Source organism: Achromobacter sp. (assembly GCF_032102605.1).
GTDB lineage: Bacteria > Pseudomonadota > Gammaproteobacteria > Burkholderiales > Burkholderiaceae_B > Achromobacter.
The window spans coordinates 16,333-38,800 of the sequence record NZ_DAMDGT010000004.1 but is presented as its reverse complement, the minus strand read 5'-3'; the positions used below and the strand labels follow the sequence as shown (position 1 = coordinate 38,800).

Genomic DNA, 22,468 nt, shown 5'->3' with positions numbered 1-22,468 from the left:
ATTGCCAGCCGTTCCTTCCCCCCTTTTGCGCGTTCATGGCTGACATTGCTGGCGAGCGTCCCGATCCCGACGCGCTGTTGAAAACCCTGGACGAGGCCGAGCGCCAGGCCGTGCGCGGCAAGCTTCGCGTGTACTTCGGCTCGTCGGCGGGCGTGGGCAAGACCTACGCCATGCTGGCGGCCGCGCGCGCGCAGGCGGCGCAGGGCGTCGACGTGCTGGCCGGCATTGTCGAAACCCATGGCCGCCGCGAAACCGCGACGCTGCTTGAGGGCCTGCCGGTCCTGCCTCTCAGGGACGTCGCGTACCGCGGCCACGTGCTGAAAGAGTTCGACCTGGACGGCGCCTTGCAGCGGCGTCCAGGCCTGGTGCTGGTGGACGAACTGGCGCATTCCAATGCGCCCGGCTCGCGCCACGCCAAGCGCTGGCAGGACATCCAGGAGCTTTTGGCCGCGGGCATCGATGTCTGGACCACGCTGAACGTGCAGCACCTGGACAGCCTGAACGAAGCGGTCGGCAGCATTACCGGCGTGCGGGTCTGGGAAACCGTGCCCGACGAAGTCTTCGACGGCGCCGAGGAGGTGCTGCTCGTCGATTTGTCGGCCGACGAGCTGCTGCGCCGCCTGAAGGAAGGCAAGGTCTACCTGCCCGAGCAGGCGCGCCACGCGACGCGCAACTTCTTCCGCAAGGGCAACCTGATTGCGTTGCGCGAACTGGCCTTGCGCCGCACCGCCGAACACGTCGACGACGACGTCCAGGCCTACCGCCGCGACCGCGCCATCGAGCCGGTCTGGCGCACACGCGAGGCCATCGTCGCCTGCATCGGACCCGACGCCGACGCCGAATACGTGATTCGCAGCGCCCACCGCATGAGCCAGCAGCTGGATTGCGACCTGCACGTCGTCACGATCGACACGCCGCGCGCCGCTCCCCAGCCTGCCGCCGAACAGGAACGGCTGCAGCACAGCCTGGCGTTGGCCGATTCGTTGGGCGCCCGCACTGAAACGCTGGCTGGCGGAGACATGGTTGACGCCGTGGCGCGCTATATCCGTCGTCACAACATCACCAAGGCCATCGTCGGCCGCACGCGGGCCAGCGGATTGCAGCGGCTGCGCCTGTCTATCTCGGCCGCGCTGACCGCCATCATGTCGCCGGGATGGCTCTGGCGACGCCACAGCTTTGCCGACATGCTGGCCGCGGGCTGCCCGGAAATCGACGTCATCCGGCTGGGCGCCCCGCCGCTGCCCGCGCATACGCCGCCCGGACGCGACCCGTTGACTCTGGGCCGGCGCGCGGGCCAGGCCGACGACCCGCGCAAGGGCCGTCCGCTGGCCGGCTATGCCTGGGCGCTGTGCTACTGCGCGGTCGCCACGGCGCTGTCGGCGCTGGCTTTCCCGGCCCTGCACCAGACCAACATCGTCATGCTCTTCCTGCTGGCGGTGGCCGCGGTGGCGCTGCGCCACGGCCGCGGACCCGCGGCGCTGGCCTCCGTCGTCAGCGTGGGGCTTTTCGACTTCTTCTTCGTGCAGCCGCTGTCGTCGTTCGCCGTGTCCGACGTGCAGTACCTGCTGACGTTCGGCGTGCTGCTGGGCGTCGGCCTGTTGATCGGCCAGCTGACCGCCGGCCTGCGGTTGCAGGCACAAGCTTCGGTCAAGCGCGAGGCCGACGCGCGCAGCCTGTATGAGTTCGCGCGGGAACTGTCGTCCTCCCTGCTGCCCGAGCAGATCGTCGCCCTGGCAAGCTCGTTCGTGCATGCGACCTTCGGGTCGCGCTGCGCGCTCTATATCCTGGGCCTGGACGACCGGCTGAAACTGGCCTCGCCCGCCGCCGGCGACATGCCATCGCCAGAGTCCGCGCTGGCTCAATGGGTCTATGACCACGGACAACCCGCTGGCGCCGGCACCGCCACACTGTCCAACAGCGACCTGCTCTACCTGCCGCTCAAGGCGCCGATGCGCACGCGCGGCGTGCTGGTGATGGCGGCCGCACATCGCAGCCTGTTTTCGCATCCCGATTCGCGCCGGCAGATCGAGGCCTACGCCACCCTGATCGCCATCGCGCTGGAACGCCTGCACTACGTGGAAGTGGCGCAGCAGGCGCTGGTCAGCATGGAATCGGAGAAGTTGCGCAACTCCCTGCTGGCGGCGGTCTCGCACGATCTGCGCACGCCGCTCACCAGCCTGGTGGGCATGACGGACACGCTGATGCGCCAGCAGGCCGCGCTGCCCCCCGGCGTGCAGGACACCGTCCAGGCCATGCGCGACCAGGCCCAGCGCATGCACGCGCTGGTCGTCAACCTGTTGGACATGGCCAGACTGCAAAGCCACGACGCTCCGCTGCGCCTGGAGTGGCAGTCCATCGAAGAACTCGTCGGCGCGGCGCTGGCCGCCATGCGCGAGCCGCTGGCTGCGCACCGGGTCGCCGTGGACAGCCTGTCGGCATTGCCGCTGGTGGAATGCGACGGCGTCCTGATCGAACGCGTGCTGTGCAACCTGCTGGAGAATGCGGCCAAGTACACGCCCGCCGGCAGCGCCCTGCGCATCCATGCGGCCGTCCACGAAAGCGAAATGCGCGTGGCCGTCAGCGACAACGGGCCCGGCGTCGCGCCGGGGCTCGAACGCCGCATCTTCGAGAAATTCACGCGCGGCGAACGCGAATCGTCCACGCCCGGCGTCGGACTGGGCCTGGCGGTATGCGAAGCCATCATTGCCGCCCACCACGGCCGCATCTGGGTGGAGCATGCGCCGGGCCAGGCCAGCGGCGCGCAGTTCGTCTTCAGCCTGCCGCTGGGCTCTCCGCCCCAGATCCAACCCGAAGCCCCTTGAATTCCCATCGCCCATGTTCGACTTCCAACCTGCCATCCTGATCATCGAAGACGACGCCAACATCCGGCGGTTCGTGCGCCAGGCCCTGGAGAGCGAAGGCTGCATCGTCCACGAGGCCGACACCGTCAGGCGCGGCCTGATCGAGGCGGGCACGCGGCAGCCCGACGCCATCGTGCTGGACCTGGGCCTGCCCGACGAAGACGGCATGACGCTCATCCGCGAACTGCGCGGCTGGACCGAGGTGCCGGTGTTGGTGCTGTCCGCGCGCAGCGCCGAAGCCGACAAGGTCGCCGCGCTGGACGCCGGCGCCGACGACTACCTGGCCAAGCCCTTTGGCGTGAGCGAACTGCTGGCGCGCCTGCGCGTGCTGCTGCGGCGTCACGCCCGGGGTGGCGCGGGCAACGCAGCGGAGATCGCGTTCGGCGACGTGCGCGTGGACTTCTCGAAGCGCACCGTCGAACGCGCCGGCCAGCACGTGCACCTGACCGCGATGGAGTACCGGTTGCTGGCGGCGCTGCTGGCCCACCGCGGCAAGGTCATGACGCACCGCGAACTGCTGAAGCAGGTATGGGGACCGTCGCACGTCGAGAGCAACCACTACCTGCGGATCTACATGGGCCATTTGCGCCAGAAGCTGGAGGCCGACCCCGCGCAGCCCGTATTCCTGCTGACGGAAATCGGCGTGGGCTACCGTTTCGCGGGCTGATTGACGCGGCGTTTACGCGCGCGGCGCAAGTCTTGTCGCGCGTTTTACGCGCGCCCTCCTATCGTTGCGATCCATCCAACGACAGGAGCTTTCCATGCCCCGCTACACCCTGGCCGCGCTTGCGCTGCTGACCTTCGCCAACGCTGCCAACGCCAGCGATGGCCCTGCCGCCGAATCCGCCGATGCCGCGTCGCCATACACGTTGTCCGCCAACGTCACGCTGGCCAGCCAGTACCGCTATCGCGGCCTCATGCAGACCAACAACAAGCCTGCCATCCAGGGCGGCTTCGACCTTGCGCACGCCAGCGGCTTTTATTTGGGCAACTGGAATTCCAGCATCAGCTGGTTGAACGACGGCAATAGCGAAGTTTCCGCCCCCGTTGAAATGGACTTCTACGGCGGCTACAAGGGCAACCTTGCGGATGGCGTGCCGGCGGACCTGGGCGTGCTGCAGTACTACTACCCGGGAGACTATCCGTCCGGCTACACCAGCCCGGACACCGCCGAGTTGTACGCGGGGATCGGCTACGGCCCCGTCGCGTTCAAGTATTCCATCGCCATGACCAACCTGTTCGGCTTCGCGGACAGCAAGTACAGCCAGTATTTCGACCTGTCCGGCAACTTCGATACCGGGTTCTGGGGCCTGACCGTCAACGCCCACGTGGGCCGCCAGACCGTGCGCAACGTCGACAACGGTTCCTACACCGATTGGAAGCTGGGCCTGACGAAGGACTTCGGGCAGGGCCTGTCGGTAGCTCTCGCCTATCTGGACACCAACGCGGACCGAGCCGTGTACACCAATACGCGCGGCCGGGACATGGGTCGCGCCACGGGCTTGTTGTCAGTCACCAAGACGTTCTGAGCCGCGTTCGCCGTTGACGGCATTTTTACGCGGGCCGCGCGCTTTTATCGGTGGGATTTATGGCGCGGTTCCTATAGTGGAATCGTCGCCAACCAACCCGATCCACGGATCGGCGCTCCCGATCCGCTCCCCGCCATGACTCCCCGACTGCAACGTATTTCCTCCATCGTCCCGCGTCCCCTTCCGTCGCCGCAATCCAGCCTGGTCACGCTGACAGTCAGGATCGTCACGGTGGACGCCCTGAACGTGCGGCTGGCGTTGCATCGGGAACTGGGAGGCCGGATTGGCATTTACCTGCTGTCCGTGGACCACAAGCATGCGCAAAGCACGCTTCGGGTGCAATGCGAACGCGGCGAACTGGACGCCTTGATGCATGCCGTCATGTGCGGCCTGCCCCAGGCCGAGTTTGGTGTAGTGCTTCCCGCCTGCGCGGTCACGGAGGGCTGAGACATGGACATGCCCGCCAAACCGCTATTCCGCGGCCTATGGCTCCCCATGGTCACGCCCATGCGGGGCGGATACGTGGACCTGGACGCCGCAAAGGCGCTGGCCCGTTACTACCGCAACGCCGGCATCGCCGGCCTGGTTTTGTTCGGTTCCACCGGCGAAGGAAACCTGCTGAGCATTCCGGAAAAGATCGAGATGATCGAGGCCATTGCCAGCGATCCGCATGCGCTGCCGCTGGTGCTGGGCGTCGGCGGCGTCGATACGCGCGGCGTGGCGGCGGCCGTGCGCCGGTTGGATAAATACGCGCCGGCCGGCTACCTGGTGCCGCCGCCGTATTATCTTGGCCCGTCGCAAGCGGGCATCCTCTGGCATTACCGACAGATCGCCTGGGCAACCGAACGCCCCATCATTCTGTACAACATCCCCAAGCGCGCGGGCGTCACGATGACCGTCCAGACCATGGAAACGCTCGCCGCCCTGCCCAACTTCGGCGCTGTGAAGGAATGCAATCCCGCTGTGCTGTCCACGCTGAACGCGCGCCGCACCCTGGACGTCCTGTGTGGAGAAGACCCGGCCCTGTTGGATCATTTCCTGACGGGCGGCCAAGGGGCGATCCCGGCAGCCGCGCACGTGTTTCCGGAACGCTTCGTCGAAGTCATGCAGCTTGCTCGCGAAGGCCACGCGGAGGCGGCGCGCGAGCTGTTTGAACCCCTGCGGGCGCTGGCGCGGCTGCTGTTCAGCGAACCCAATCCCGCGCCGATCAAGCGCGCGCTGGCCATGCAGGGCCTCATCGCCGACGAACTGCGCATGCCGATGATGCCCGCCAGCCGCGAGCTTGGCGCACGTCTGCACCGGGCGATGAGGTTGGCCCCGGAATCGGTCAGCCGGCTGCGGACAGCCTGACGGCCGGCACGGTACGCGCCGGGTCAAATGCCCAGGCCATCTCGTCGGATATCAGCGGCGCGTCGACTGAAGCGGACGCGCCGTGGTCAGGGCGATCAGCGTGACCATGATCAGGCTGTAGGTGGGGACGCTGCGCATGTTGCGGAACATCATTTCCGTCAGGCTGAACGCGGTATAGCTCAGGCAGAACAGCAGCCCCATTTGGGCACCTACCCGGATGACTCGATCGTCACTGGCCAGGCGCCGGAAGAAGATCGCCGCCGGCAGCAGGTACAACGTCAGCATGCTCAAGAGGCCCAGCACCCCGTAGCCCGACAACGCCGCCAACAGATCGTTGTGCGGTTCGCCAAAACCATCCACGACCTCCTGCGTCACGATGCCCTGGCCTTGCAGCACGCGCAGTTCTTCGCGGAACTTGCTGGGTCCGATGCCGACGACCGGGCTCTTTTCAAACATCAGGATCGCGGCATGCCAAAGCTGCAGACGGATGCCGAACGAGGTGTCGCGATTGGACGACGTGGCGAAGCCCTGCACGTCGTGCGAGATCTCCTGCATGCGGCTGCTGAAGGTCCAGATGGCGGCCGCGCTGGCGATCAGCGCAACGCAGATGGCCAGCGCGCAATACACCTTGTGGCGGCGCCTCCAGTTGCGCAGCCCCAGCAGGACGACAAGCCCCAGGACGGGCAGCAGCATCCAGCTGCTGCGGGTTTCGGACATCCAGGTGGCGCATACGGCCAGCGCCACGGCCAGCAGCTTCAGGGCGGTTTCAAGACGACGCCAGCGCGAGCTGGGCCCCCAGCCAAGCGACAGCAGCGTCATGCCGCCGAACAGCAGGACCATGTTCGCGAAGGCGACGGCGTTGTAGCGGCCGCCGACTTCCACCATGGCCCCGCGTCCGCCCGTAATCATCGTCACGATCAGCAGCACGGACCCGGCCAGCGCGCCGGCAAGAATGGTCCATTCGATATGGCGGAGCCACCGCTGCGGCGCGCGCAACAGCAACCAAAGCACCGGCAGCGCCAGCGCAAAGCGCAGCAACTTTTCCAGTTCGGAATTGCTCCACAAGCCTTTGACCGTGGACGTGACCAGCATACAGGCCAGCGGCGACAGCAGCGCCAGCGCCATGGGCCACAGCGCGCGCAAATCCATCGGCTCGTAGCGCTTGATCGCATTCACGACCATCGCGGTGAGCGCGATGAGGGCGCTCAGATAAAGAACTGCAGGACCGCCCACCGGGCTGGTCAACGCCAGCGCGGGAACCAGGAGCACCAGCCAGACGGCCAAAGATACATACAGTCGGGGCACAACAATCAACCTGAAAAGAACAAAGCAAGCGCAAAGCGCACCATGCTGGTTTGTCAGACAAAACCCGCCCGCCTTGACGGCGGGCGGGTTCTCGGAAAATGCGGGTCAGGTCCGAAGCGAGCCGTACCAGGCCCGCGCATGGCGACCGGCCGCGGCTTACATGTTTTCGATCATCACCTGGCCAAAGCCCGAGCACGACACCTGCGTTGCGCCTTCCAGCAGGCGCGCAAAGTCGTACGTGACCTTCTTGGACAGGATGGATTTTTCCATGCTGGAGATGATCAGGTCCGCGGCTTCGGTCCAGCCCATGTGACGCAGCATCATTTCGGCCGACAGGATCTCGGAACCGGGGTTCACGTAGTCCTTGCCTGCATACTTGGGCGCCGTGCCGTGGGTGGCTTCGAACATGGCCACGGAATCCGACATGTTCGCGCCCGGGGCGATGCCGATGCCGCCCACCTGCGCGGCCAGCGCGTCGGAGATGTAGTCGCCGTTCAGGTTCAACGTGGCAATGACGTCGTATTCGGCCGGACGCAACAGGATCTGCTGCAGGAAGGCGTCGGCAATCACGTCCTTGACGATGATTTCACGTCCGGTCTTCGGGTTCTTGAACTTGCACCACGGGCCGCCGTCGATCAACTGGGCGCCGAATTCCTTTTGCAGCAGGGCGTAGCCCCAGTCGCGGAATCCGCCTTCGGTGAACTTCATGATGTTGCCCTTGTGCACCAGCGTCAGCGACGTGCGGTCGTTGTCGATGACGTACTGCGCGGCCTTGCGCACCAGGCGCTCGGTGCCTTCGCGCGACACGGGCTTGATGCCGATGGACGAGGTGTTCGGGAAGCGGATCTTCTTGACGCCGAGCTTGGTCTGCAGGAACTGGATCAGTTCCTTTGCCTGCTCGCTTTCCGCCATGTATTCGATGCCGGCGTAAATGTCTTCCGAGTTTTCGCGGAAGATCACCATATTGGTTTTTTCGGGTTCGCGCACCGGGGACGGCACACCCTTGAAATACGCTACGGGGCGCAGGCAGACATACAAGTCCAGTTGCTGGCGAAGCGCCACGTTCAGCGACCGGATGCCGCCGCCCACCGGCGTGGTCAGCGGGCCCTTGATGGAAACCACGTAGTCTTTGACGACTTCCAGGGTTTCGTCGGGCAGCCACACGTCGGGGCCATAGACCTTGGTGGCCTTTTCGCCGGCGTAGACCTCCATCCAATGGATCTTGCGCTTGCCGCCGTAGGCTTTCTGCACCGCCGCGTCAACGACCTTGATCATCACGGGCGTGATGTCGGCGCCCGTCCCGTCGCCTTCGATGAACGGGACGATGGGCTGGTCAGGCACATTCAGCGAAAAATCGCCGTTGACCGTGATTTTCTGGCCGCCGGCGGGAACCTTGATATGTTGGTAGGACATGAATGCTCCATTTGCTCCGGGTGGTTTTTCTGCACGCGCCAACTGTACGCGCCGCAGCGCGCGCCGCTGCTCACGCCGACATCGGAATTCGTCCGATTCCGCGGGCCTTGCCGCCCCCTGTGAACCGCACAGGCGATGGCGGATAGCAACCCATTCTATATCGCAAAGCGCCGGGCAAAACCAGAGCCCCGCACAGGGCGGTAAAATAATGCGACTACAGCCGCCATTTTGCCCCCCTCCGATGTTCAATCCCTCCCGCGACCAAGTCCGCGAATTCTTTATCGAAACCTGGCGCAAGCATCGCGCCAACGAGGTGCTGACCCCGTTGGAGGCCATTGCGCTGGACTGGATCATCGAGCACCCGGAATATCACTCCGACCTCGAAAGTCCCGAAGCAATGACGACCGAATACGCAGTGGAAAAAGGACGGACCAATCCGTTCCTGCACCTTTCCATGCACCTGGCCATCGCCGAGCAATTGTCAATCGACCATCCGCCCGGCATCCGCCTGGCCTACCAGCAGCTGACAGCCCGGTCCGACGCGCACCACGCCGCCCATGAAATCATGGAATGCCTGGGCCAGGTGGTCTGGGAAGCGCAACGCCTGGGCACTCCGCTGGACAGCGACACTTACATCGACCTGATCCGCCGTCGCGCAAGCCTCTAAGCCAAAGAAAAACCCTCGCATGCGAGGGTTTTCATCGAGCTTTGGAAGTTTTTTGCGCCGGCTATCTGCGCACACCCAGATCGCTGGGCAGCGACGACAGCCACGCCGACACATTGCTGATGTCCTGGTCGGACAACTGCGTGGCGAAGGCGCCCATGATGGGGTTCTTGCGCACATTGGCCGTTGCCGCGCTGCCGGAGGCCCCGCGCTTGTAGGCCTTCAGCGCGTGAGCCAGGTAATCCGCATGCTGGCCGGCAAGCGTCGGATACGCCGGGTCCACCGCCGTCTTGGCGTCGGCGCCGTGGCAGGACGCGCAATTGAACTTGTCGAAGACGGCCTTGCCGGCCGCCAGGTCCTGTGCCTGGGCAGCAGCGCCCCAGATAGCCAGGGCCGCGCCCGCAAGGGCAAACATCGTGCGATTCATGGTTTTGCCCCCTTATTTGAGATTCGAGTAGTACGCGGCCAGGTCGGCGATGTCCTGGTCGGACAGGCTGCCGGCCACGGCGTCCATCGTGGGATGGCTGCGCGCGCCTTTTTTGTACTCGTTGAGGGCGGTTTCGATGTACTTGGCGTTCTGGCCAGCAATCATCGGAACATGGTAGAGCTCGGGAAACGACGCCTTGTAGCCCTCGATGCCGTGGCAACCGATGCACATCGAAACCTTGTCGCGGGCGTTCTGGACATTACCGACCGGCGCTGCGTCTGCAGCAACAGCCTGGCCGGCGATCGCACAGGATGCCATCGCGGCCAACACGGAAACCGTGCACTTCAGAGAGGTTCGCAACTTCATTGGAATGACTCTTCTTGGTATGGCTAAGGACTAGGGCCTGCTCACACGAAAAGGCCCTCGGCAAACACGTTGCGGGTGGAACCCAAAGCAAAACCGCCTGATTGTACGATAATTGCTCGGGATTAATACCTTTGCGATAGTGTTGATTCCAATCAAACCACAGAAGCCATCAGACCATGCCCGCAGCCCAGACCGCCTCTACTCCCAAGCCAGTCCGCTTCGATGGCACCGACAGCTACGTCGCCACCGATGACCTCAAGCTCGCCGTCAACGCCGCCCTCACCTTGCAGCGCCCCCTGCTGATCAAGGGAGAACCCGGCACCGGCAAGACGATGCTGGCGGAAGAAGTGGCCCGCGCGCTGGGCCGGCCGCTGCTGCAATGGCATATCAAGTCCACCACCAAGGCGCACCAGGGCCTGTACGAATACGACGCCGTGTCGCGCCTGCGCGATTCGCAGCTGGGCGACGAAAAGGTTCGCGACATCCGCAACTACATCGTGCAGGGCACGCTGTGGCAAGCCTTCCAGTCGCATGAGCCCGTGGTCCTCCTGATCGACGAGATCGACAAGGCCGACATCGAATTCCCCAACGACCTGCTGCGCGAGCTGGATCGCATGGAATTCCATGTCTACGAAACCCGTGAGACCATCTCTGCCCGGCACCGTCCGCTGGTCATCATCACGTCCAACAACGAAAAGGACCTGCCCGACGCCTTTCTGCGGCGCTGCTTTTTCCACTACATCCGCTTCCCCGACCGCGACACGATGCGCGACATCGTGGCCGTCCACTATCCGGACCTCAAGCAGGATGTCCTGCGCGCGGCGCTGGACACCTTCTTCTCGCTGCGAGACGCTCCCGGCCTGAAGAAAAAGCCTTCCACGTCGGAACTGCTGGACTGGCTGCGCCTGCTGCTGGCCGAAGACGCCACCGCCGCGCAGATCGACGCGCATACCGCCACCGCCGTGCCGCTGATGGCCGGCGCCCTGCTGAAGAACGAGCAGGACGTGCATCTGCTGGAGCGCCTCGCGGCCATGACGCGCGGCGGCCAGCGCCGCTGACACGGCATCCACGGGCGCGCCGCACATGCTGATCGACTTCTTCTATCACCTCCGGGCCCACAAGCTGCCCGTTTCGGTCAAGGAATACCTTACCCTGGTGGATGCCCTGCGCCAGGACCTGATGTCGCCCACGCTGGACGAGTTCTACTTCCTCGCGCGCGCCACGCTGGTCAAGGACGAATCCCTTTACGACCGCTACGACAAAGCCTTCGGCGCCTACTACAAGGGCATCGAAGCCGCCCTGCCCGCCGGCAAGGAAATCCCGATCGACTGGCTGATCAAGCAGTTTGAAAAAAGCCTGTCGCCCGAGGAAAAGGCCGCCATCGAAAAGCACGGCTGGGACAAGCTCATGGAGCTCTTCAAAGAGCGCCTCGAAGAGCAGAAGGAACGCCACGCGGGCGGCAGCAAATGGATAGGCACCGGAGGCACCTCGCCCTTCGGCAACGGCGGCTACCACCCGGAAGGCATCCGCGTGGGCGGCGCATCGGCCGGCAACCGCACCGCGGTCAAGGTCTGGGACATGCGCCAGTTCAAGGACTACGACGACCAGGTAGAACTGGGCACGCGCAACTTCAAGGTGGCGCTGCGCCGCCTGCGCCGCTTCGCGCGCGAAGGCGCGGAACTGGAGCTGGACCTGGACGACACGATCGCCAGCACGGCCCGCAACGCCGGCCACCTGGACTTGCGCATGGTCCCGGAGCGCCACAACACGGTCAAGGTGCTGATGCTGCTGGACGTGGGCGGCAGCATGGACGACCACATCGGCCGGGTCGAGGAACTGTTCTCGGCCGCCCGCAGCGAATTCCGCAACCTCGAGGTCTATTACTTCCACAACTGCCCGTACGAAAGCCTGTGGCAAAGCAACCGCCGCCGCCAGAGCGAACGTTCCGACACCTGGGACGTGCTGCGCAAGTACAACCCGGACTGGCGCCTCATCATCGTCGGCGACGCCACGATGAGCCCGTACGAGATCCTGCAGCCGGGTGGATCCGTCGAGCACTACAACAAGGAACCCGGCGCGCAGTGGATGCGCCGTTTGCTGGACGCCTGGCCCAAGTCCGTGTGGCTGAATCCCGAACCCACGGCGTCGTGGCAATACCGCCAGTCCATCGCGCTGATGCGCGACATCATGCAGGACCGCATGTATCCCGTGACCGTCGCCGGCCTTGAGCAGGCGATGCGGATGTTGTCCAAATAAGGCCGGTGCCCGACGCGTCGCTCAGGCCGCCACCGAGGCGCCTGAATCAGCCGTCGATGGGGTTTTCCGGGGTGTCCAGCGTCAGCTGGTAGAACGCCAGGTCCAGCCAGCGGCCAAACTTGAAACCGGCCTCCCGGATAGTGCCGGCGTGCTTGAACCCCAGCTTTTCATGCAGGCGAATGCTGCCCTGATTGGCCGCGTCGATCCCGCCGACCAGAACGTGCACGCCGTTGGCGCGCGCCCGCTGGATAAGCTCGCGCATCATCGTTTCACCCAGACCCAGACCGCGGAAGCGGGCATCCACGTACACCGAGTGTTCGACGGAATACTTGAAGGCCGGCCAGGCGCGGAACGTTCCGTAGCTGGCGAACGCCATCAGCTCACCCTCCGCGTTCTCCATCCCCACGACGGGGAACCCGCCCTGCTGCTTGGTCTGGAACCATCCCTGCATGGCCTCGCGCGGGCGCGGCTTATAGTCATACAGGGCCGTGGACGTGATGATGGCGTCATTGAAAATGGCCAGGATCTGGTCCGCGTGACGTGCGTGCGTGCAGTCGACCAGGGAAGCGCCCTGCAAAGCGCTGGATGCGGCGTGTGTGTTCATGGCGGGATTTTAGCCAGCCGGGACGCCCAGGCAGTTGCCGCGGACAAAAAAAACCGGCGGTTCCGCCGGTTCAATGAGGTGTTGCCGCTTCTGGCCACTCTCAGGCGGCGCGGCTCTCCACAGATCGTTGGGCGCTTTTCGCCGAGTAGCGCAAACCCGGGCACTGTCGCCACGACAATTCGTCGGCGTCCATATCCAGGTCGAACAGATCGTGCGCGGCGGGCCAGGGATGGGGACGCGCGGCGGCGCCTTCCATTTCGAGCACATGGCCGGCAAATCCGCGGGGGGATCCCCCGCACTCCGCGAAATACCGCTGCGTGTTCAAGTCCACCACATACGTGGTCATGTCGTGAGTCAGTATGGCCACGTATTGGCCGTCATCACTGGCATAGGCGTACTGAAACTGTCCTTTGATGCCATCGCCGCTAAGGGCGCTGCCTGTCAATTGGGACAAAGCACGCGTGACGAGCTCGGTCAGCATGGGTCGTTCCTCCGTAGAATGCACCGGCAGGATGCCGGCGGCGAAGGCGCGAACGACAAGCACCGGCGCCGCACTGCGGCGGCGTCTGGCGTTGGACGGGAAGCCGGTAGACGGCTGTCGCGCATCCCGTCGGCAACAGCTACTACGTCTTCAAAAGCTTACACCCGCGACCCGGAACGGTTCAAATCGCCCCGGAAATTCATCATGCTGCGAAGCAGCATCCAGTATTGGCGAGGCTTTCCGTCCCTTATGCCGCCGCGACGACCGATGTGTCTGAATCATCGGCGCCGTTGTTGCGCCTGCGCCAGCCATCCCGTCCAATTCGGTACAGCACATGCGCGCGCAAGGCGCTTCCGGCGGGAACGGCGGGGTGATCGAATGAATCCGAGTCGGCCTTCATGCCCAGGCGGTCCATCACCGCGCGCGAGCGCAAGTTTCCGGACGCCGTGAAAGCGACGATCTCGTCCACCCCTACCTGGTCGAAACCGACGCGAAGGGCGGCCTCCGCTGCCTCACTGGCGTAGCCGCGTCCCCAATATGGACGCGCCAGGCGCCAGCCGATTTCCACCCCGGGCGCGAACGGCAACACCGGCGCCAGCGGCTTGATACCCACGAAGCCGACGAACGGCGCCACGCCGGGCGCCTCAACCGCCCAGAACCCCCAGCCGTGCTCGTCGATCCCCGCCGCCAACCGGTCGGCCAGCGCGTCGCTCTCCTGGGCGGTGATCGGAAGCAAATATTCCGTCACCTGCGGGTCGGCATTGAGGTCGGCGAAGGGCTTGCGGTCGGCGGCTCGCCACTGCCGCAGCACGAGGCGGGGCGTTTCGACTTCCACGGAGATAGACATAGCGGACTTCCTTGGCCTTGGGCGCGACGCAATGGGGGACAGCATCTGGAAATGCTGGCTGGCGCTGCCGCGCCCGGCAGGGCCTCCTGAACCATTGCCAACGTATACACTCCAACGGATTCTGCCATGCCAAAGGAATAATCCGCCATGCGCTTGTCCCTGTCGAAGCTGCCGCGCCCATTGGGCGTGCTGCTGTTTTCCTCCTTCCTGGCCTTCCAGGCCGGGGCCGCCAGCCTGCCGGCCGGCGTCACGGAGGCCGCCTCGATCGAAGGCATCACCGAATACCGCCTGGCCAACGGCCTGCGCGTGCTGCTCGTCCCCGACGAATCCAAGCCGTCCACCACGGTCAACATGACGTACCTGGTGGGCTCGCGCAATGAAAACTACGGCCAGACCGGCATGGCGCACCTGCTTGAGCACATGCTGTTCAAGGGCACGTCGACCACGCGCAACGCCATGGGCGAATTTTCACGCCGCGGCCTGCAGGCCAACGGCTCGACTTCCAGCGACCGCACCAACTATTTCGCCAGCTTCGCGGCCAACCCCGATACCCTGAAGTGGTACCTGGGCTGGCAGGCCGACGCCATGGTGAACTCGCTGATCGCCAAGGAAGACCTGGACTCGGAAATGACCGTGGTCCGCAACGAGATGGAAAGCGGCGAAAACAGCCCGTTCCGCATCCTCATGCAGAAGATGCAGGCGGCGGCGTACCAGTGGCACAGCTACGGCAAGAACACCATCGGCGCCCGCTCCGACGTCGAAAACGTGGACATCGGCCAGTTGCGCGCCTTCTATCACCAGTACTACCAGCCCGACAACGCCGTGCTGATCGTTGCGGGCAAGTTCGATCCGCAGACGACGCTGGCGGATATCGAGGCCACGCTGGGCAAGCTGCCCAAGCCCGATCGCAAGCTCCCGCCCGAATACACCATAGAGCCTGTGCAGGACGGCGAGCGCTCGGTGACGCTGCGCCGCACCGGCGGCACGCCCCTGGTCGCGGCGATGTATCACATCCCGGCCGGCGGCAGCCCCGATTTCGTGCCGTTCGACCTGGCCACCACGATCCTGTCCGACACGCCGTCGGGCCGGCTTTACCATGCCTTGGTCCCCACGAAGCTGGCTTCGGGCGTCTTCGGCTTCACCATGGAAAACCTGGATCCGGGCCTGGCCATGTTCGCGGCCCAGCTGACGCCCGGCAAGGATCTGGACGCGGCCATGAAGGCCCTGACCGGCACGCTGGAATCGCTGGGAAAGAAGCCGTTCACACAGCAGGAGCTTGATCGCGCGCGCAGCAAGTGGCTGACCGCATGGGAGCAGACCTACAGCGATCCCGAGCAGGTCGGCGTGGCGCTGTCCGAGGCGATCGCCGCGGGCGACTGGCGCCTGTTCTTCCTGCAGCGCGACCGCGCGCGCCAGGCGACGCTGGCCGAAGTCCAAACGGCCGCGACGACCTACCTGGTGCAAAGCAACCGCATCGAAGGCCGCTACATCCCGACCGAAAAGCCGGAGCGCGCCCCGCAGACGCAGCGCGTGGACCTCACGGCGGTGTTCAAGGACTACAAGGGCGATCCGGATTTCAAGGCCGCTTCGGCGTTTGATCCCACTCCGGAGAACATCGACAAGCTCACGCAGCGCAAGACGCTGGACTTGCCCAATGGCCCGGTGAAGCTGGCGTTGCTGCCCAAGGCGACGCGCGGCAGCCGCGTGCAGGCGCAGATGGAGATCCAGTTCGGCAACGAAAAGGACCTGCTCGGCCAACGCGTGAATTCCAGCGCGGCAGCCGATCTGTTGCTGCGTGGCACGGCGAAGCTGTCGCGCCAGGACATCCAGGATCGCCTGGACAAGCTGCAGGCCGAACTGGGCTTCAGCGGCGGCGGCACCACGCTGAAGGTCGCCATGTCGACCAAGGGCGAGAACCTGCCTGAACTCACGGCCCTGGCGCTGGAGATCATCCGCAACGCAAACTTCCCCAAGGAGCAGCTCGAAGAATACCAGCGTCAGCTCGAGACTTCGATTCAGAACGCCATGACCGAACCCTCGGCACTGGCCGGACGCACCCTGGCCCGCCACGACAACCCCTGGCCCACCGACGATCTGCGCTACGTGCCGACGTTCGAGGAGTCGCTGGCCGGCGTGCGTGCGCTTAACCGCGAGGCGCTGGCGAAGTTCCACGACAAGTTCTACGGAGCGGGCAGCATCGAGTTCTCCGCCGTGGGCGACTTCGAGCCGCAGGCCATTGAGAAGGCGCTTGCTACCGGCCTTGCAGGCTGGAAGAAGGCGCCGGCCTACACCCGCGTCCCGAACCCGTACCGCGACGTCACCGCCAAGCAGTTCGACATCGACACGCCGGACAAGGCGAATGCTTTCTATCTGTCGCGCATCCCCGTGAAGCTTCAGGATACGGACGCCGATTACGCAGCGCTGTACCTGGGCAACTACCTTTTCGGCGCATCGGAAACGTCTCGCCTGTGGAACCGCGTTCGCGAGACCGACGGGCTGTCCTACAACGTGCGTAGCTCGTTGTCGGTGTCGTCGTTTGAGCCGGCGGCCAACTGGAGCATCTACGCGATCTACGCGCCGCAGAACCGCGAGCGCCTGGAAAAGGCCATCAACGAGGAACTGGCTCGTGTGCTGAAGGACGGTTTTTCGGACAAGGAGATTTCCGAAGGCATCACGGCCCTGCTGAACTACCGCAATCTGGCGCGCGCGCAGGATGACGTGTTGGCCAGCACCTGGCTGGATTACCTGGAGCGTGGCCGCACGTTCGCCTGGTCGGCGGAGATGGACAAGAAGATTTCCGCTCTGACGCCTGAGGCGGTCAATGCCGCGATGCGCAAGTATCTGCGTCCGGATGGTTTCAGCACGGCGCTGGCCGGCGACTTCAAGAAGCCCGCCAAGCCCTGAACCGCCCTTGAGCGGAATAGTAAAGCCCCTGCTTCGGCAGGGGTTTTTTTTGCATAAACCATTAGATCCCAGGTTGTCGCGGGGCCCGATTTTTGACCTACTATGCCGTCCATGGTTGTAATTTTTCCAATTAATCGGATTACTCGGATATTTGGAAAGATGTTTTCGTGAAATACGGGTTTATCCCAGGTGGGATGACGCGCACAATTCAGTCATCGGGAACAGCAAACGAACCACGACGGAGTGCCGCCGGATTCGGTCCCTATTTACGACGAATTGGAGGTCTCATTATGAAAACCCTAGCCACCACCCTTTTCCTATCCCTGGCCCTGGCTGGCGTCGGCGCCCAAGCCGCTGGCGTTGAGCAAGCCAAGAGCAGCGCGCAGGTCGCAACCGAGCTGCAACAAGCAAAGGCCAACGGCCAGTACACCTTCGGCGAGCTGGACTATCCGCTCGCCCAGGCCCAGACGACCAGCCTGACGTCGCAGGAAGTGCAAGCCCAGCTGCAACAAGCGAAGGTCAGCGGCCAATACACGTTTGGCGAACTGCAATACCCGCCCGTGGCGGCGGCGACCAGCGGCACGAAGTCGCGTGCCGATGTCCAGGCGGAACTGGCGCAAGCGAAGGCCAGCGGTCAATACACGTTCGGCGAGCTCGAATACCCGCCGATCAGCCGGTGAGCTGCTTGCTGTAGCCCGGCCGGCCTCGGGTGGCGTCATGGCTTGAGGCCGGTATTTTCTGGCGACAGCGGCGGTTGAAGTAGCAGTAGTAGTGAAGTGCAGTTGTAGTTGCTGTTGATGTTGATGTTGATGTTTTTGCAGTTGAAGTTGCAGTTGAAGTAGCAATTGAAGTTGCTTTAAGTGCAGTAGCTGTTGAAGTTGAAGTCGCTTTAATGAAGTTGAAGTTGCAGTTGCTTTAAGTGCAGTAGCAGTAGCAGTAGCAGTGAGACCGCGGCGACAGCCGCGGTTTCTTTTTGGGTGATCGGAATGAGCGGGCGCTTGAGTTGTGGCGCGTGTAGTTCTTTAGCCGCCTGGCGGGGAGTGTCAGATTTTTTGTCTTCTAGGTTCGTGCGCCGGCGTGCAGGACCTTTCATCGCCATAGCGAGATCCCAGGGCGAAAAAAAACCGCGACTCTCGTCGCGGCTTTTTTGGCGCCTGCAGAGCGTGCGCTTAGCTGAAGAATTCCTTCACGCGGTCCGTCCAGGATTTGCTTTGCGGCGAGTGGCGGTCGCCGCCGTCGTTCAGGGACGCTTCGAACTGGCGCAGGATGTTCTTCTGGTCGTCGCTCAGGCGTACCGGGGTTTCGACCACGACGTGGCAGTAGAGGTCGCCGGGGTAGCTGCCGCGGACGCCGCGGATGCCTTTGCCGCGCAGGCGGAAGGTTTTGCCGGACTGCGTGCCTTCGGGGATCGAGATCTCGGCTTTGCCGCCCAGCGTGGGCACCTGGAGTTCGCCGCCCAATGCCGCCGTGGTGAACGGGATGGTCAGTTCGCAGTGCAGGTCGTCGCCGTCGCGCTGGAAGATCTTGTGCTGCTTGATGTGGATTTCCACATACAGATCGCCCGGAGGGCCGCCGTTGATGCCCGGTTCTCCGTTGCCGCTGGAGCGGATGCGCATGCCGTCGTCGATGCCGGCCGGGATCTTGACCTGGAGGGTCTTGTTGCGGCGGATGCGGCCGACGCCGTCGCAGGACGGGCACGGGTCGGTGATTTCCTTGCCATTGCCGTGGCAGGTGGGGCAGGTCTGCTGCACGCTGAAGAAGCCCTGCTGCATGCGCACGGCGCCCGAGCCGCCGCAGGTGCGGCAGGTCTTGGGCGAGGTGCCGGGTTTGGCGCCAGAACCGTGGCAGGTGTCGCAGTTTTCCCAGCTGGGCACGCGGATTTCGGTATCGAAGCCGGCTGCGGCCTGCTCGAGGGTGATTTCCAGCGCGTATTTGAGGTCGGCGCCGCGGTACACCTGGGGGCCACCGCCGCGACGGCCACCGCCGCCACCGCCGAAGATTTCGCCGAAGATGTCGCCGAAGGCGTCGGCAAAGCCGCCGCCCATTCCGGCGCCGCCCATGCCGGCTGCGTTGGGGTCGACGCCAGCGTGACCATAACGGTCGTACGCGGCGCGCTTTTGGTCATCGCCCAGGACCTCGTAGGCTTCCTTGGCTTCCTTGAACTTCTCTTCGGCTTCTTTGCTGTCCGGATTGCGGTCCGGATGATATTTCATGGCCAGCTTTCGATAGGCCTTCTTGAGATCGTCGTCCGAGGCGTTCTTCGCCACGCCCAGGACTTCGTAATAGTCGCGTTTTGCCATGATCCGTGGGCTCGAAAACGAGCCTTCTTTTCAGTGCTACAGAATGAGTTCGCCCGGTAGGCGGATTTCTCCGGCTACCGGGCGGCAGAGGCAGGTCAGCGCCCGGCCATTATTGGTCGCGCTTGACTTCCTTGAAGTCGGCGTCGACGACGTTGTCGTCCACCGGCTTCGCGTTGTCGGCAGCCTGCTGCTGGCTGGCGGCTTGCTGCGCCTGCATGTCGGCGTACATCTTTTCGCCCAGCTTCTGCGATGCCGTGGACAGGGCTTCGACCTTGGCGTCGATGGCGGCCTTGTCGCCTTCCTTCAGCGTGTCCTCGAGGTCCTTGATGGCGGCTTCGATGCTTTCCTTCTCAGCAGCTTCGAGCTTGTCGCCGTACTCGGTCAACGACTTGCGGGTGGCGTGCACCAGCGCGTCGGCCTGGTTGCGAGACTGGGCCAGTTCGGCAACGCGGTGATCTTCCTCGGCGTTGGCCTCGGCATCCTTGACCATGCGCTGGATCTCGTCTTCCGACAGACCCGAGTTGGCCTTGATGGTGATCTTGTTTTCCTTGCCGGTGCCCTTGTCCTTGGCGGACACGTGCAGGATGCCGTTGGCGTCGATGTCGAACGTGACTTCGATCTGCGGCATGCCGCGCGGCGACGGCGGGATACCTTCGAGGTTGAATTCGCCCAGGGCCTTGTTGCCCGCGGCAATTTCACGCTCGCCCTGGAACACCTTGATCGTCACGGCCGGCTGGTTGTCGTCGGCAGTCGAGAACGTCTGCGAGAACCGGGTCGGGATCGTGGTGTTCTTCTGGATCATCTTGGTCATCACGCCGCCCAGGGTTTCGATACCCAGCGACAGAGGCGTCACGTCCAGCAGCAGCACGTCCTTGCGGTCGCCCGACAGCACGGAACCTTGAATGGCGGCGCCAGCGGCGACGGCTTCATCGGGGTTCACGTCCTTGCGCGGATCCTTGCCGAAGAATTCCTTCACCTTTTCCTGGACCTTGGGCATGCGGGTCATGCCGCCGACCAGGATCACGTCGTCGATGTCGGAAACCTTCACGCCGGCGTCCTTGATGGCGACGCGGCAGGGTTCGATCGTGCGTTCGATCAGTTCTTCGACCAGCGCTTCCAGCTTGGCGCGCGTGATCTTCAGGTTCAGGTGCTTGGGACCCGATGCGTCCGCCGTGATGTACGGCAGGTTGATTTCGGTCTGCTGAGCGGACGACAGTTCGATCTTGGCCTTTTCGGCAGCTTCCTTCAGGCGCTGCAGGGCCAGGACGTCCTTGGACAGATCAACGCCTTGTTCCTTCTTGAACTCGGCAATGATGTAGTCGATGATGCGCTGGTCGAAGTCTTCGCCGCCCAGGAAGGTGTCGCCGTTGGTCGACAGCACTTCGAACTGCTTTTCGCCGTCCACGTCGGCGATTTCGATGATGGACACGTCGAACGTGCCGCCGCCCAGGTCATAGACGGCGATCTTGCGGTCGCCCTTTTCGGTCTTGTCCAGGCCGAACGCCAGCGCCGCGGCGGTGGGTTCGTTGATGATGCGCTTGACTTCCAGACCGGCGATGCGGCCGGCGTCCTTCGTGGCCTGGCGCTGGCTGTCGTTGAAGTAGGCGGGCACGGTGATGACGGCCTCGGTCACTTCTTCGCCCAGGTAGTCCTCGGCGGTCTTCTTCATCTTGCGCAGCACGTCGGCCGACACTTGGGGAGGCGCCATCTTCTTGCCGCGCACTTCAACCCAGGCGTCGCCGTTGTCGGCCTTGACGATGGCGTAGGGCATCAGATTGATGTCCTTCTGCACTGCCTTTTCTTCGAACTTGCGGCCGATCAGGCGCTTCACTGCGTACAGCGTGTTGCGCGGGTTGGTAACGGCCTGACGCTTGGCCGGCGCGCCGACCAGGGTCTCGCCGTCATCCATGTACGCAACGATGGAGGGGGTGGTGCGAGCACCTTCCGCGTTTTCGATGATTTTGACCTGCCCGCCGTCCATGACAGCTACGCAGCTGTTGGTCGTGCCCAGGTCAATGCCAATAATCTTGCTCATGGTGGGTTACCTTGATTATCAAATCTATGAAAATAGAGGAAAACTTCTTGTCCACCCATAACTGGGGCTGTCCAAGGGGTTTTTCAAGACGCCTGGCTGGAATTTTCCGTGTCGGGGTCCTGCAGGCGGCGGATCGCCGCCGTGAACTGGGGCAGTCCGGGCCAACCGGTGATGCGCCCAAGGCGCTTTCCAGACCGGTACAGCACAAAAGTGGGGACGCCATGCAGCGAAAAGCGCCGGCCCAGCGGTTCGTCCGCGTAGACGTCCGCCTCGAACCAGGTCAGGCCCAGGCCAAGCAGCGTTTCCTGATGCAGCAGAGCTGCCTGCTTGAAAAGATTGCAGTTATAGCAATCCTGGCCCCACAGGAACACGCAGCGCAAATCGGACCCCGCAGCTTCAACCACGGCCGCATCGAATCCCGGGGAATCGACATGGCGCATGCCGAACACCTGGAATACCTGGGCCGGGTCGAAATGGGGGTCGCTCATCGCGCCTGAAGCTCGTCAGCCCTGCCCGGCCGACACCACCACCAGGGCCGGACGCAGGGTACGGTCGGCGATGGCATAGCCCTTTTGCAGCAACTGGATCACGGTGTTGGCCGGCTGCTCGTTGGGAATGGACGAAATGGCCTGATGCAGGTGCGGGTCGAACTTGTCGCCCTGCGCCGGCGCGATTTCCTTGAGCAGGTTGCGCTCGAAGCCGGCCGTCAGTTGCTTGAGCGTGACTTCGACGCCTTCGCGCAGGGTTTCAACGGTCTGGTCGGGCTGGGCCAGGGCGGCTTCCAGGCTGTCCTTGACCGGAACCAGGCTTTCGGCGAACGACTCGATGCCGAACTTACGCGCCTTGGACACTTCTTCCTGGGCGCGGCGGCGCACGTTCTCAGCCTCGGCGTGGACACGCAGAAGCTGGTCGTGCTGCTCGTTGACGGTAGCCTGGGCGGCGTCCAGCTGGGCGCGCAACTCGTTCAGCTCGGCCTGCGCGGCGTCCTGGGCGGCGGGTGCCGCATCGGCGTTCTGGCCGACTTCGGGCGTCTGGTCTGCAGGCTCGTGGGGTGCCGTCATGGGGAATCCTCCAAAAAGAATGGCTTTCGCAGACATGAATGGGGGCCAATACCCCTAATTCAAGC

General features: G+C 64.0%; 21 protein-coding genes. 10 read left to right on the top strand and 11 right to left on the bottom strand.

Annotation, left to right across the window (positions count from 1 at the left end):
• Positions 1 to 35: 35 nt before the first annotated feature.
• The 5 genes from RT614_RS10625 to dapA all read left to right on the top strand — a co-directional run bounded on the left by RT614_RS10625 (position 36) and on the right by dapA (position 5,740).
• Positions 36 to 2,822: a sensor histidine kinase KdpD gene (locus RT614_RS10625; RefSeq protein WP_313622086.1), complete on the top strand. Its 2,787-nt coding sequence runs from the start codon at positions 36 to 38 to the stop codon at positions 2,820 to 2,822.
• A gap of 13 nt (positions 2,823 to 2,835) precedes the next feature.
• Complete coding sequence (gene kdpE / locus RT614_RS10620) at positions 2,836 to 3,528, top strand: two-component system response regulator KdpE (protein ID WP_313622085.1); 693 nt, start codon at positions 2,836 to 2,838, stop codon at positions 3,526 to 3,528.
• 94 nt (positions 3,529 to 3,622) lie between these two features.
• Positions 3,623 to 4,390: a TorF family putative porin gene (locus tag RT614_RS10615; protein WP_313622084.1), complete on the top strand. Its 768-nt coding sequence runs from the start codon at positions 3,623 to 3,625 to the stop codon at positions 4,388 to 4,390.
• A 135-nt stretch (positions 4,391 to 4,525) separates the two neighbouring features.
• The gene (locus RT614_RS10610; protein WP_313622083.1) at positions 4,526 to 4,837 is read left to right on the top strand and encodes a hypothetical protein; all 312 of its coding nucleotides are present in this window, start codon (positions 4,526 to 4,528) and stop codon (positions 4,835 to 4,837) included.
• A 3-nt stretch (positions 4,838 to 4,840) separates the two neighbouring features.
• The gene (gene dapA, locus RT614_RS10605) at positions 4,841 to 5,740 is read left to right on the top strand and encodes a 4-hydroxy-tetrahydrodipicolinate synthase (RefSeq protein ID WP_313622082.1); all 900 of its coding nucleotides are present in this window, start codon (positions 4,841 to 4,843) and stop codon (positions 5,738 to 5,740) included.
• 51 nt (positions 5,741 to 5,791) lie between these two features.
• Here the strand turns inward: dapA and RT614_RS10600 are convergent, their stop codons facing one another.
• Both RT614_RS10600 and icd read right to left on the bottom strand, forming a co-directional pair.
• Positions 5,792 to 7,045 carry an O-antigen ligase family protein gene (locus RT614_RS10600; protein WP_409558446.1) on the bottom strand — a complete coding sequence of 418 codons (1,254 nt, stop codon included), beginning with the start codon at positions 7,043 to 7,045 and terminating at the stop codon, positions 5,792 to 5,794.
• A 156-nt stretch (positions 7,046 to 7,201) separates the two neighbouring features.
• Positions 7,202 to 8,458, bottom strand: coding sequence for an NADP-dependent isocitrate dehydrogenase (icd, locus tag RT614_RS10595; RefSeq protein ID WP_313622081.1), 1,257 nt, complete (start codon positions 8,456 to 8,458; stop codon positions 7,202 to 7,204).
• Between the two features lie 241 nt (positions 8,459 to 8,699).
• Here icd and RT614_RS10590 point away from each other — a divergent pair, with 241 nt between their 5' ends.
• Positions 8,700 to 9,125, top strand: coding sequence for a DUF1841 family protein (locus RT614_RS10590; RefSeq protein WP_313622080.1), 426 nt, complete (start codon positions 8,700 to 8,702; stop codon positions 9,123 to 9,125).
• 61 nt (positions 9,126 to 9,186) lie between these two features.
• Here the strand turns inward: RT614_RS10590 and RT614_RS10585 are convergent, their stop codons facing one another.
• Together RT614_RS10585 and RT614_RS10580 are read right to left on the bottom strand one after the other, a co-directional pair.
• On the bottom strand, positions 9,187 to 9,549 hold the full coding sequence (locus tag RT614_RS10585; RefSeq protein ID WP_313622079.1) for a c-type cytochrome: 363 nt from the start codon (positions 9,547 to 9,549) through the stop codon (positions 9,187 to 9,189).
• 12 nt (positions 9,550 to 9,561) lie between these two features.
• Entirely contained in the window at positions 9,562 to 9,915 is a 354-nt protein-coding gene (locus RT614_RS10580) for a cytochrome c (protein ID WP_313622078.1), read from the bottom strand.
• A 176-nt stretch (positions 9,916 to 10,091) separates the two neighbouring features.
• Here RT614_RS10580 and RT614_RS10575 point away from each other — a divergent pair, with 176 nt between their 5' ends.
• Together RT614_RS10575 and RT614_RS10570 are read left to right on the top strand one after the other, a co-directional pair.
• On the top strand, positions 10,092 to 10,973 hold the full coding sequence (locus RT614_RS10575) for a MoxR family ATPase (RefSeq protein ID WP_313622077.1): 882 nt from the start codon (positions 10,092 to 10,094) through the stop codon (positions 10,971 to 10,973).
• A 25-nt stretch (positions 10,974 to 10,998) separates the two neighbouring features.
• Positions 10,999 to 12,171, top strand: a complete 1,173-nt coding sequence (locus RT614_RS10570; RefSeq protein ID WP_313622076.1) for a hypothetical protein — start codon at positions 10,999 to 11,001, stop codon at positions 12,169 to 12,171.
• Between the two features lie 46 nt (positions 12,172 to 12,217).
• Here the strand turns inward: RT614_RS10570 and RT614_RS10565 are convergent, their stop codons facing one another.
• The 3 genes from RT614_RS10565 to RT614_RS10555 form a co-directional block, all read right to left on the bottom strand.
• Complete coding sequence (locus RT614_RS10565) at positions 12,218 to 12,775, bottom strand: N-acetyltransferase family protein (RefSeq protein WP_313622075.1); 558 nt, start codon at positions 12,773 to 12,775, stop codon at positions 12,218 to 12,220.
• Between the two features lie 100 nt (positions 12,776 to 12,875).
• Complete coding sequence (locus tag RT614_RS10560; protein WP_313622074.1) at positions 12,876 to 13,256, bottom strand: hypothetical protein; 381 nt, start codon at positions 13,254 to 13,256, stop codon at positions 12,876 to 12,878.
• A gap of 247 nt (positions 13,257 to 13,503) precedes the next feature.
• Entirely contained in the window at positions 13,504 to 14,103 is a 600-nt protein-coding gene (locus tag RT614_RS10555; protein ID WP_313622073.1) for a GNAT family N-acetyltransferase, read from the bottom strand.
• Between the two features lie 147 nt (positions 14,104 to 14,250).
• On the opposite strand from RT614_RS10555, the gene RT614_RS10550 reads away from it, so the two are divergent.
• Positions 14,251 to 17,007: a pitrilysin family protein gene (locus RT614_RS10550; protein WP_313622072.1), complete on the top strand. Its 2,757-nt coding sequence runs from the start codon at positions 14,251 to 14,253 to the stop codon at positions 17,005 to 17,007.
• A 290-nt stretch (positions 17,008 to 17,297) separates the two neighbouring features.
• Positions 17,298 to 17,687 carry a DUF4148 domain-containing protein gene (locus RT614_RS10545; protein ID WP_313622071.1) on the top strand — a complete coding sequence of 130 codons (390 nt, stop codon included), beginning with the start codon at positions 17,298 to 17,300 and terminating at the stop codon, positions 17,685 to 17,687.
• Positions 17,688 to 18,176: 489 nt separating this feature from the next.
• Here the strand turns inward: RT614_RS10545 and dnaJ are convergent, their stop codons facing one another.
• From dnaJ to grpE, 4 genes are all read right to left on the bottom strand, one after another.
• On the bottom strand, positions 18,177 to 19,307 hold the full coding sequence (gene dnaJ / locus RT614_RS10540; protein WP_313622070.1) for a molecular chaperone DnaJ: 1,131 nt from the start codon (positions 19,305 to 19,307) through the stop codon (positions 18,177 to 18,179).
• 109 nt (positions 19,308 to 19,416) lie between these two features.
• Positions 19,417 to 21,342, bottom strand: coding sequence for a molecular chaperone DnaK (dnaK, locus tag RT614_RS10535; RefSeq protein ID WP_313622069.1), 1,926 nt, complete (start codon positions 21,340 to 21,342; stop codon positions 19,417 to 19,419).
• Positions 21,343 to 21,425: 83 nt separating this feature from the next.
• Positions 21,426 to 21,830 (bottom strand): thioredoxin family protein, encoded by a 405-nt coding sequence (locus RT614_RS10530; protein WP_313622068.1) that lies wholly within the window; start codon positions 21,828 to 21,830, stop codon positions 21,426 to 21,428.
• A 15-nt stretch (positions 21,831 to 21,845) separates the two neighbouring features.
• A complete protein-coding gene (gene grpE, locus RT614_RS10525; RefSeq protein WP_313622067.1) occupies positions 21,846 to 22,403 on the bottom strand; it encodes a nucleotide exchange factor GrpE in 558 nt (185 codons plus the stop codon).
• Between the last annotated feature and the right edge of the window lie 65 nt (positions 22,404 to 22,468).

Coding starts and splice junctions, on each gene's coding strand:
- RT614_RS10625 (WP_313622086.1), top strand. CDS start 36: ATGGCTGACATTGCTGGCGAGCGTCCCGATCCCGACGCGCTGTTGAAA.
- kdpE (WP_313622085.1), top strand. CDS start 2,836: ATGTTCGACTTCCAACCTGCCATCCTGATCATCGAAGACGACGCCAAC.
- RT614_RS10615 (WP_313622084.1), top strand. CDS start 3,623: ATGCCCCGCTACACCCTGGCCGCGCTTGCGCTGCTGACCTTCGCCAAC.
- RT614_RS10610 (WP_313622083.1), top strand. CDS start 4,526: ATGACTCCCCGACTGCAACGTATTTCCTCCATCGTCCCGCGTCCCCTT.
- dapA (WP_313622082.1), top strand. CDS start 4,841: ATGGACATGCCCGCCAAACCGCTATTCCGCGGCCTATGGCTCCCCATG.
- icd (WP_313622081.1), bottom strand. CDS start 8,458: ATGTCCTACCAACATATCAAGGTTCCCGCCGGCGGCCAGAAAATCACG.
- RT614_RS10590 (WP_313622080.1), top strand. CDS start 8,700: ATGTTCAATCCCTCCCGCGACCAAGTCCGCGAATTCTTTATCGAAACC.
- RT614_RS10585 (WP_313622079.1), bottom strand. CDS start 9,549: ATGAATCGCACGATGTTTGCCCTTGCGGGCGCGGCCCTGGCTATCTGG.
- RT614_RS10580 (WP_313622078.1), bottom strand. CDS start 9,915: ATGAAGTTGCGAACCTCTCTGAAGTGCACGGTTTCCGTGTTGGCCGCG.
- RT614_RS10575 (WP_313622077.1), top strand. CDS start 10,092: ATGCCCGCAGCCCAGACCGCCTCTACTCCCAAGCCAGTCCGCTTCGAT.
- RT614_RS10570 (WP_313622076.1), top strand. CDS start 10,999: ATGCTGATCGACTTCTTCTATCACCTCCGGGCCCACAAGCTGCCCGTT.
- RT614_RS10565 (WP_313622075.1), bottom strand. CDS start 12,775: ATGAACACACACGCCGCATCCAGCGCTTTGCAGGGCGCTTCCCTGGTC.
- RT614_RS10560 (WP_313622074.1), bottom strand. CDS start 13,256: ATGCTGACCGAGCTCGTCACGCGTGCTTTGTCCCAATTGACAGGCAGC.
- RT614_RS10555 (WP_313622073.1), bottom strand. CDS start 14,103: ATGTCTATCTCCGTGGAAGTCGAAACGCCCCGCCTCGTGCTGCGGCAG.
- RT614_RS10550 (WP_313622072.1), top strand. CDS start 14,251: ATGCGCTTGTCCCTGTCGAAGCTGCCGCGCCCATTGGGCGTGCTGCTG.
- RT614_RS10545 (WP_313622071.1), top strand. CDS start 17,298: ATGAAAACCCTAGCCACCACCCTTTTCCTATCCCTGGCCCTGGCTGGC.
- dnaJ (WP_313622070.1), bottom strand. CDS start 19,307: ATGGCAAAACGCGACTATTACGAAGTCCTGGGCGTGGCGAAGAACGCC.
- dnaK (WP_313622069.1), bottom strand. CDS start 21,342: ATGAGCAAGATTATTGGCATTGACCTGGGCACGACCAACAGCTGCGTA.
- RT614_RS10530 (WP_313622068.1), bottom strand. CDS start 21,830: ATGAGCGACCCCCATTTCGACCCGGCCCAGGTATTCCAGGTGTTCGGC.
- grpE (WP_313622067.1), bottom strand. CDS start 22,403: ATGACGGCACCCCACGAGCCTGCAGACCAGACGCCCGAAGTCGGCCAG.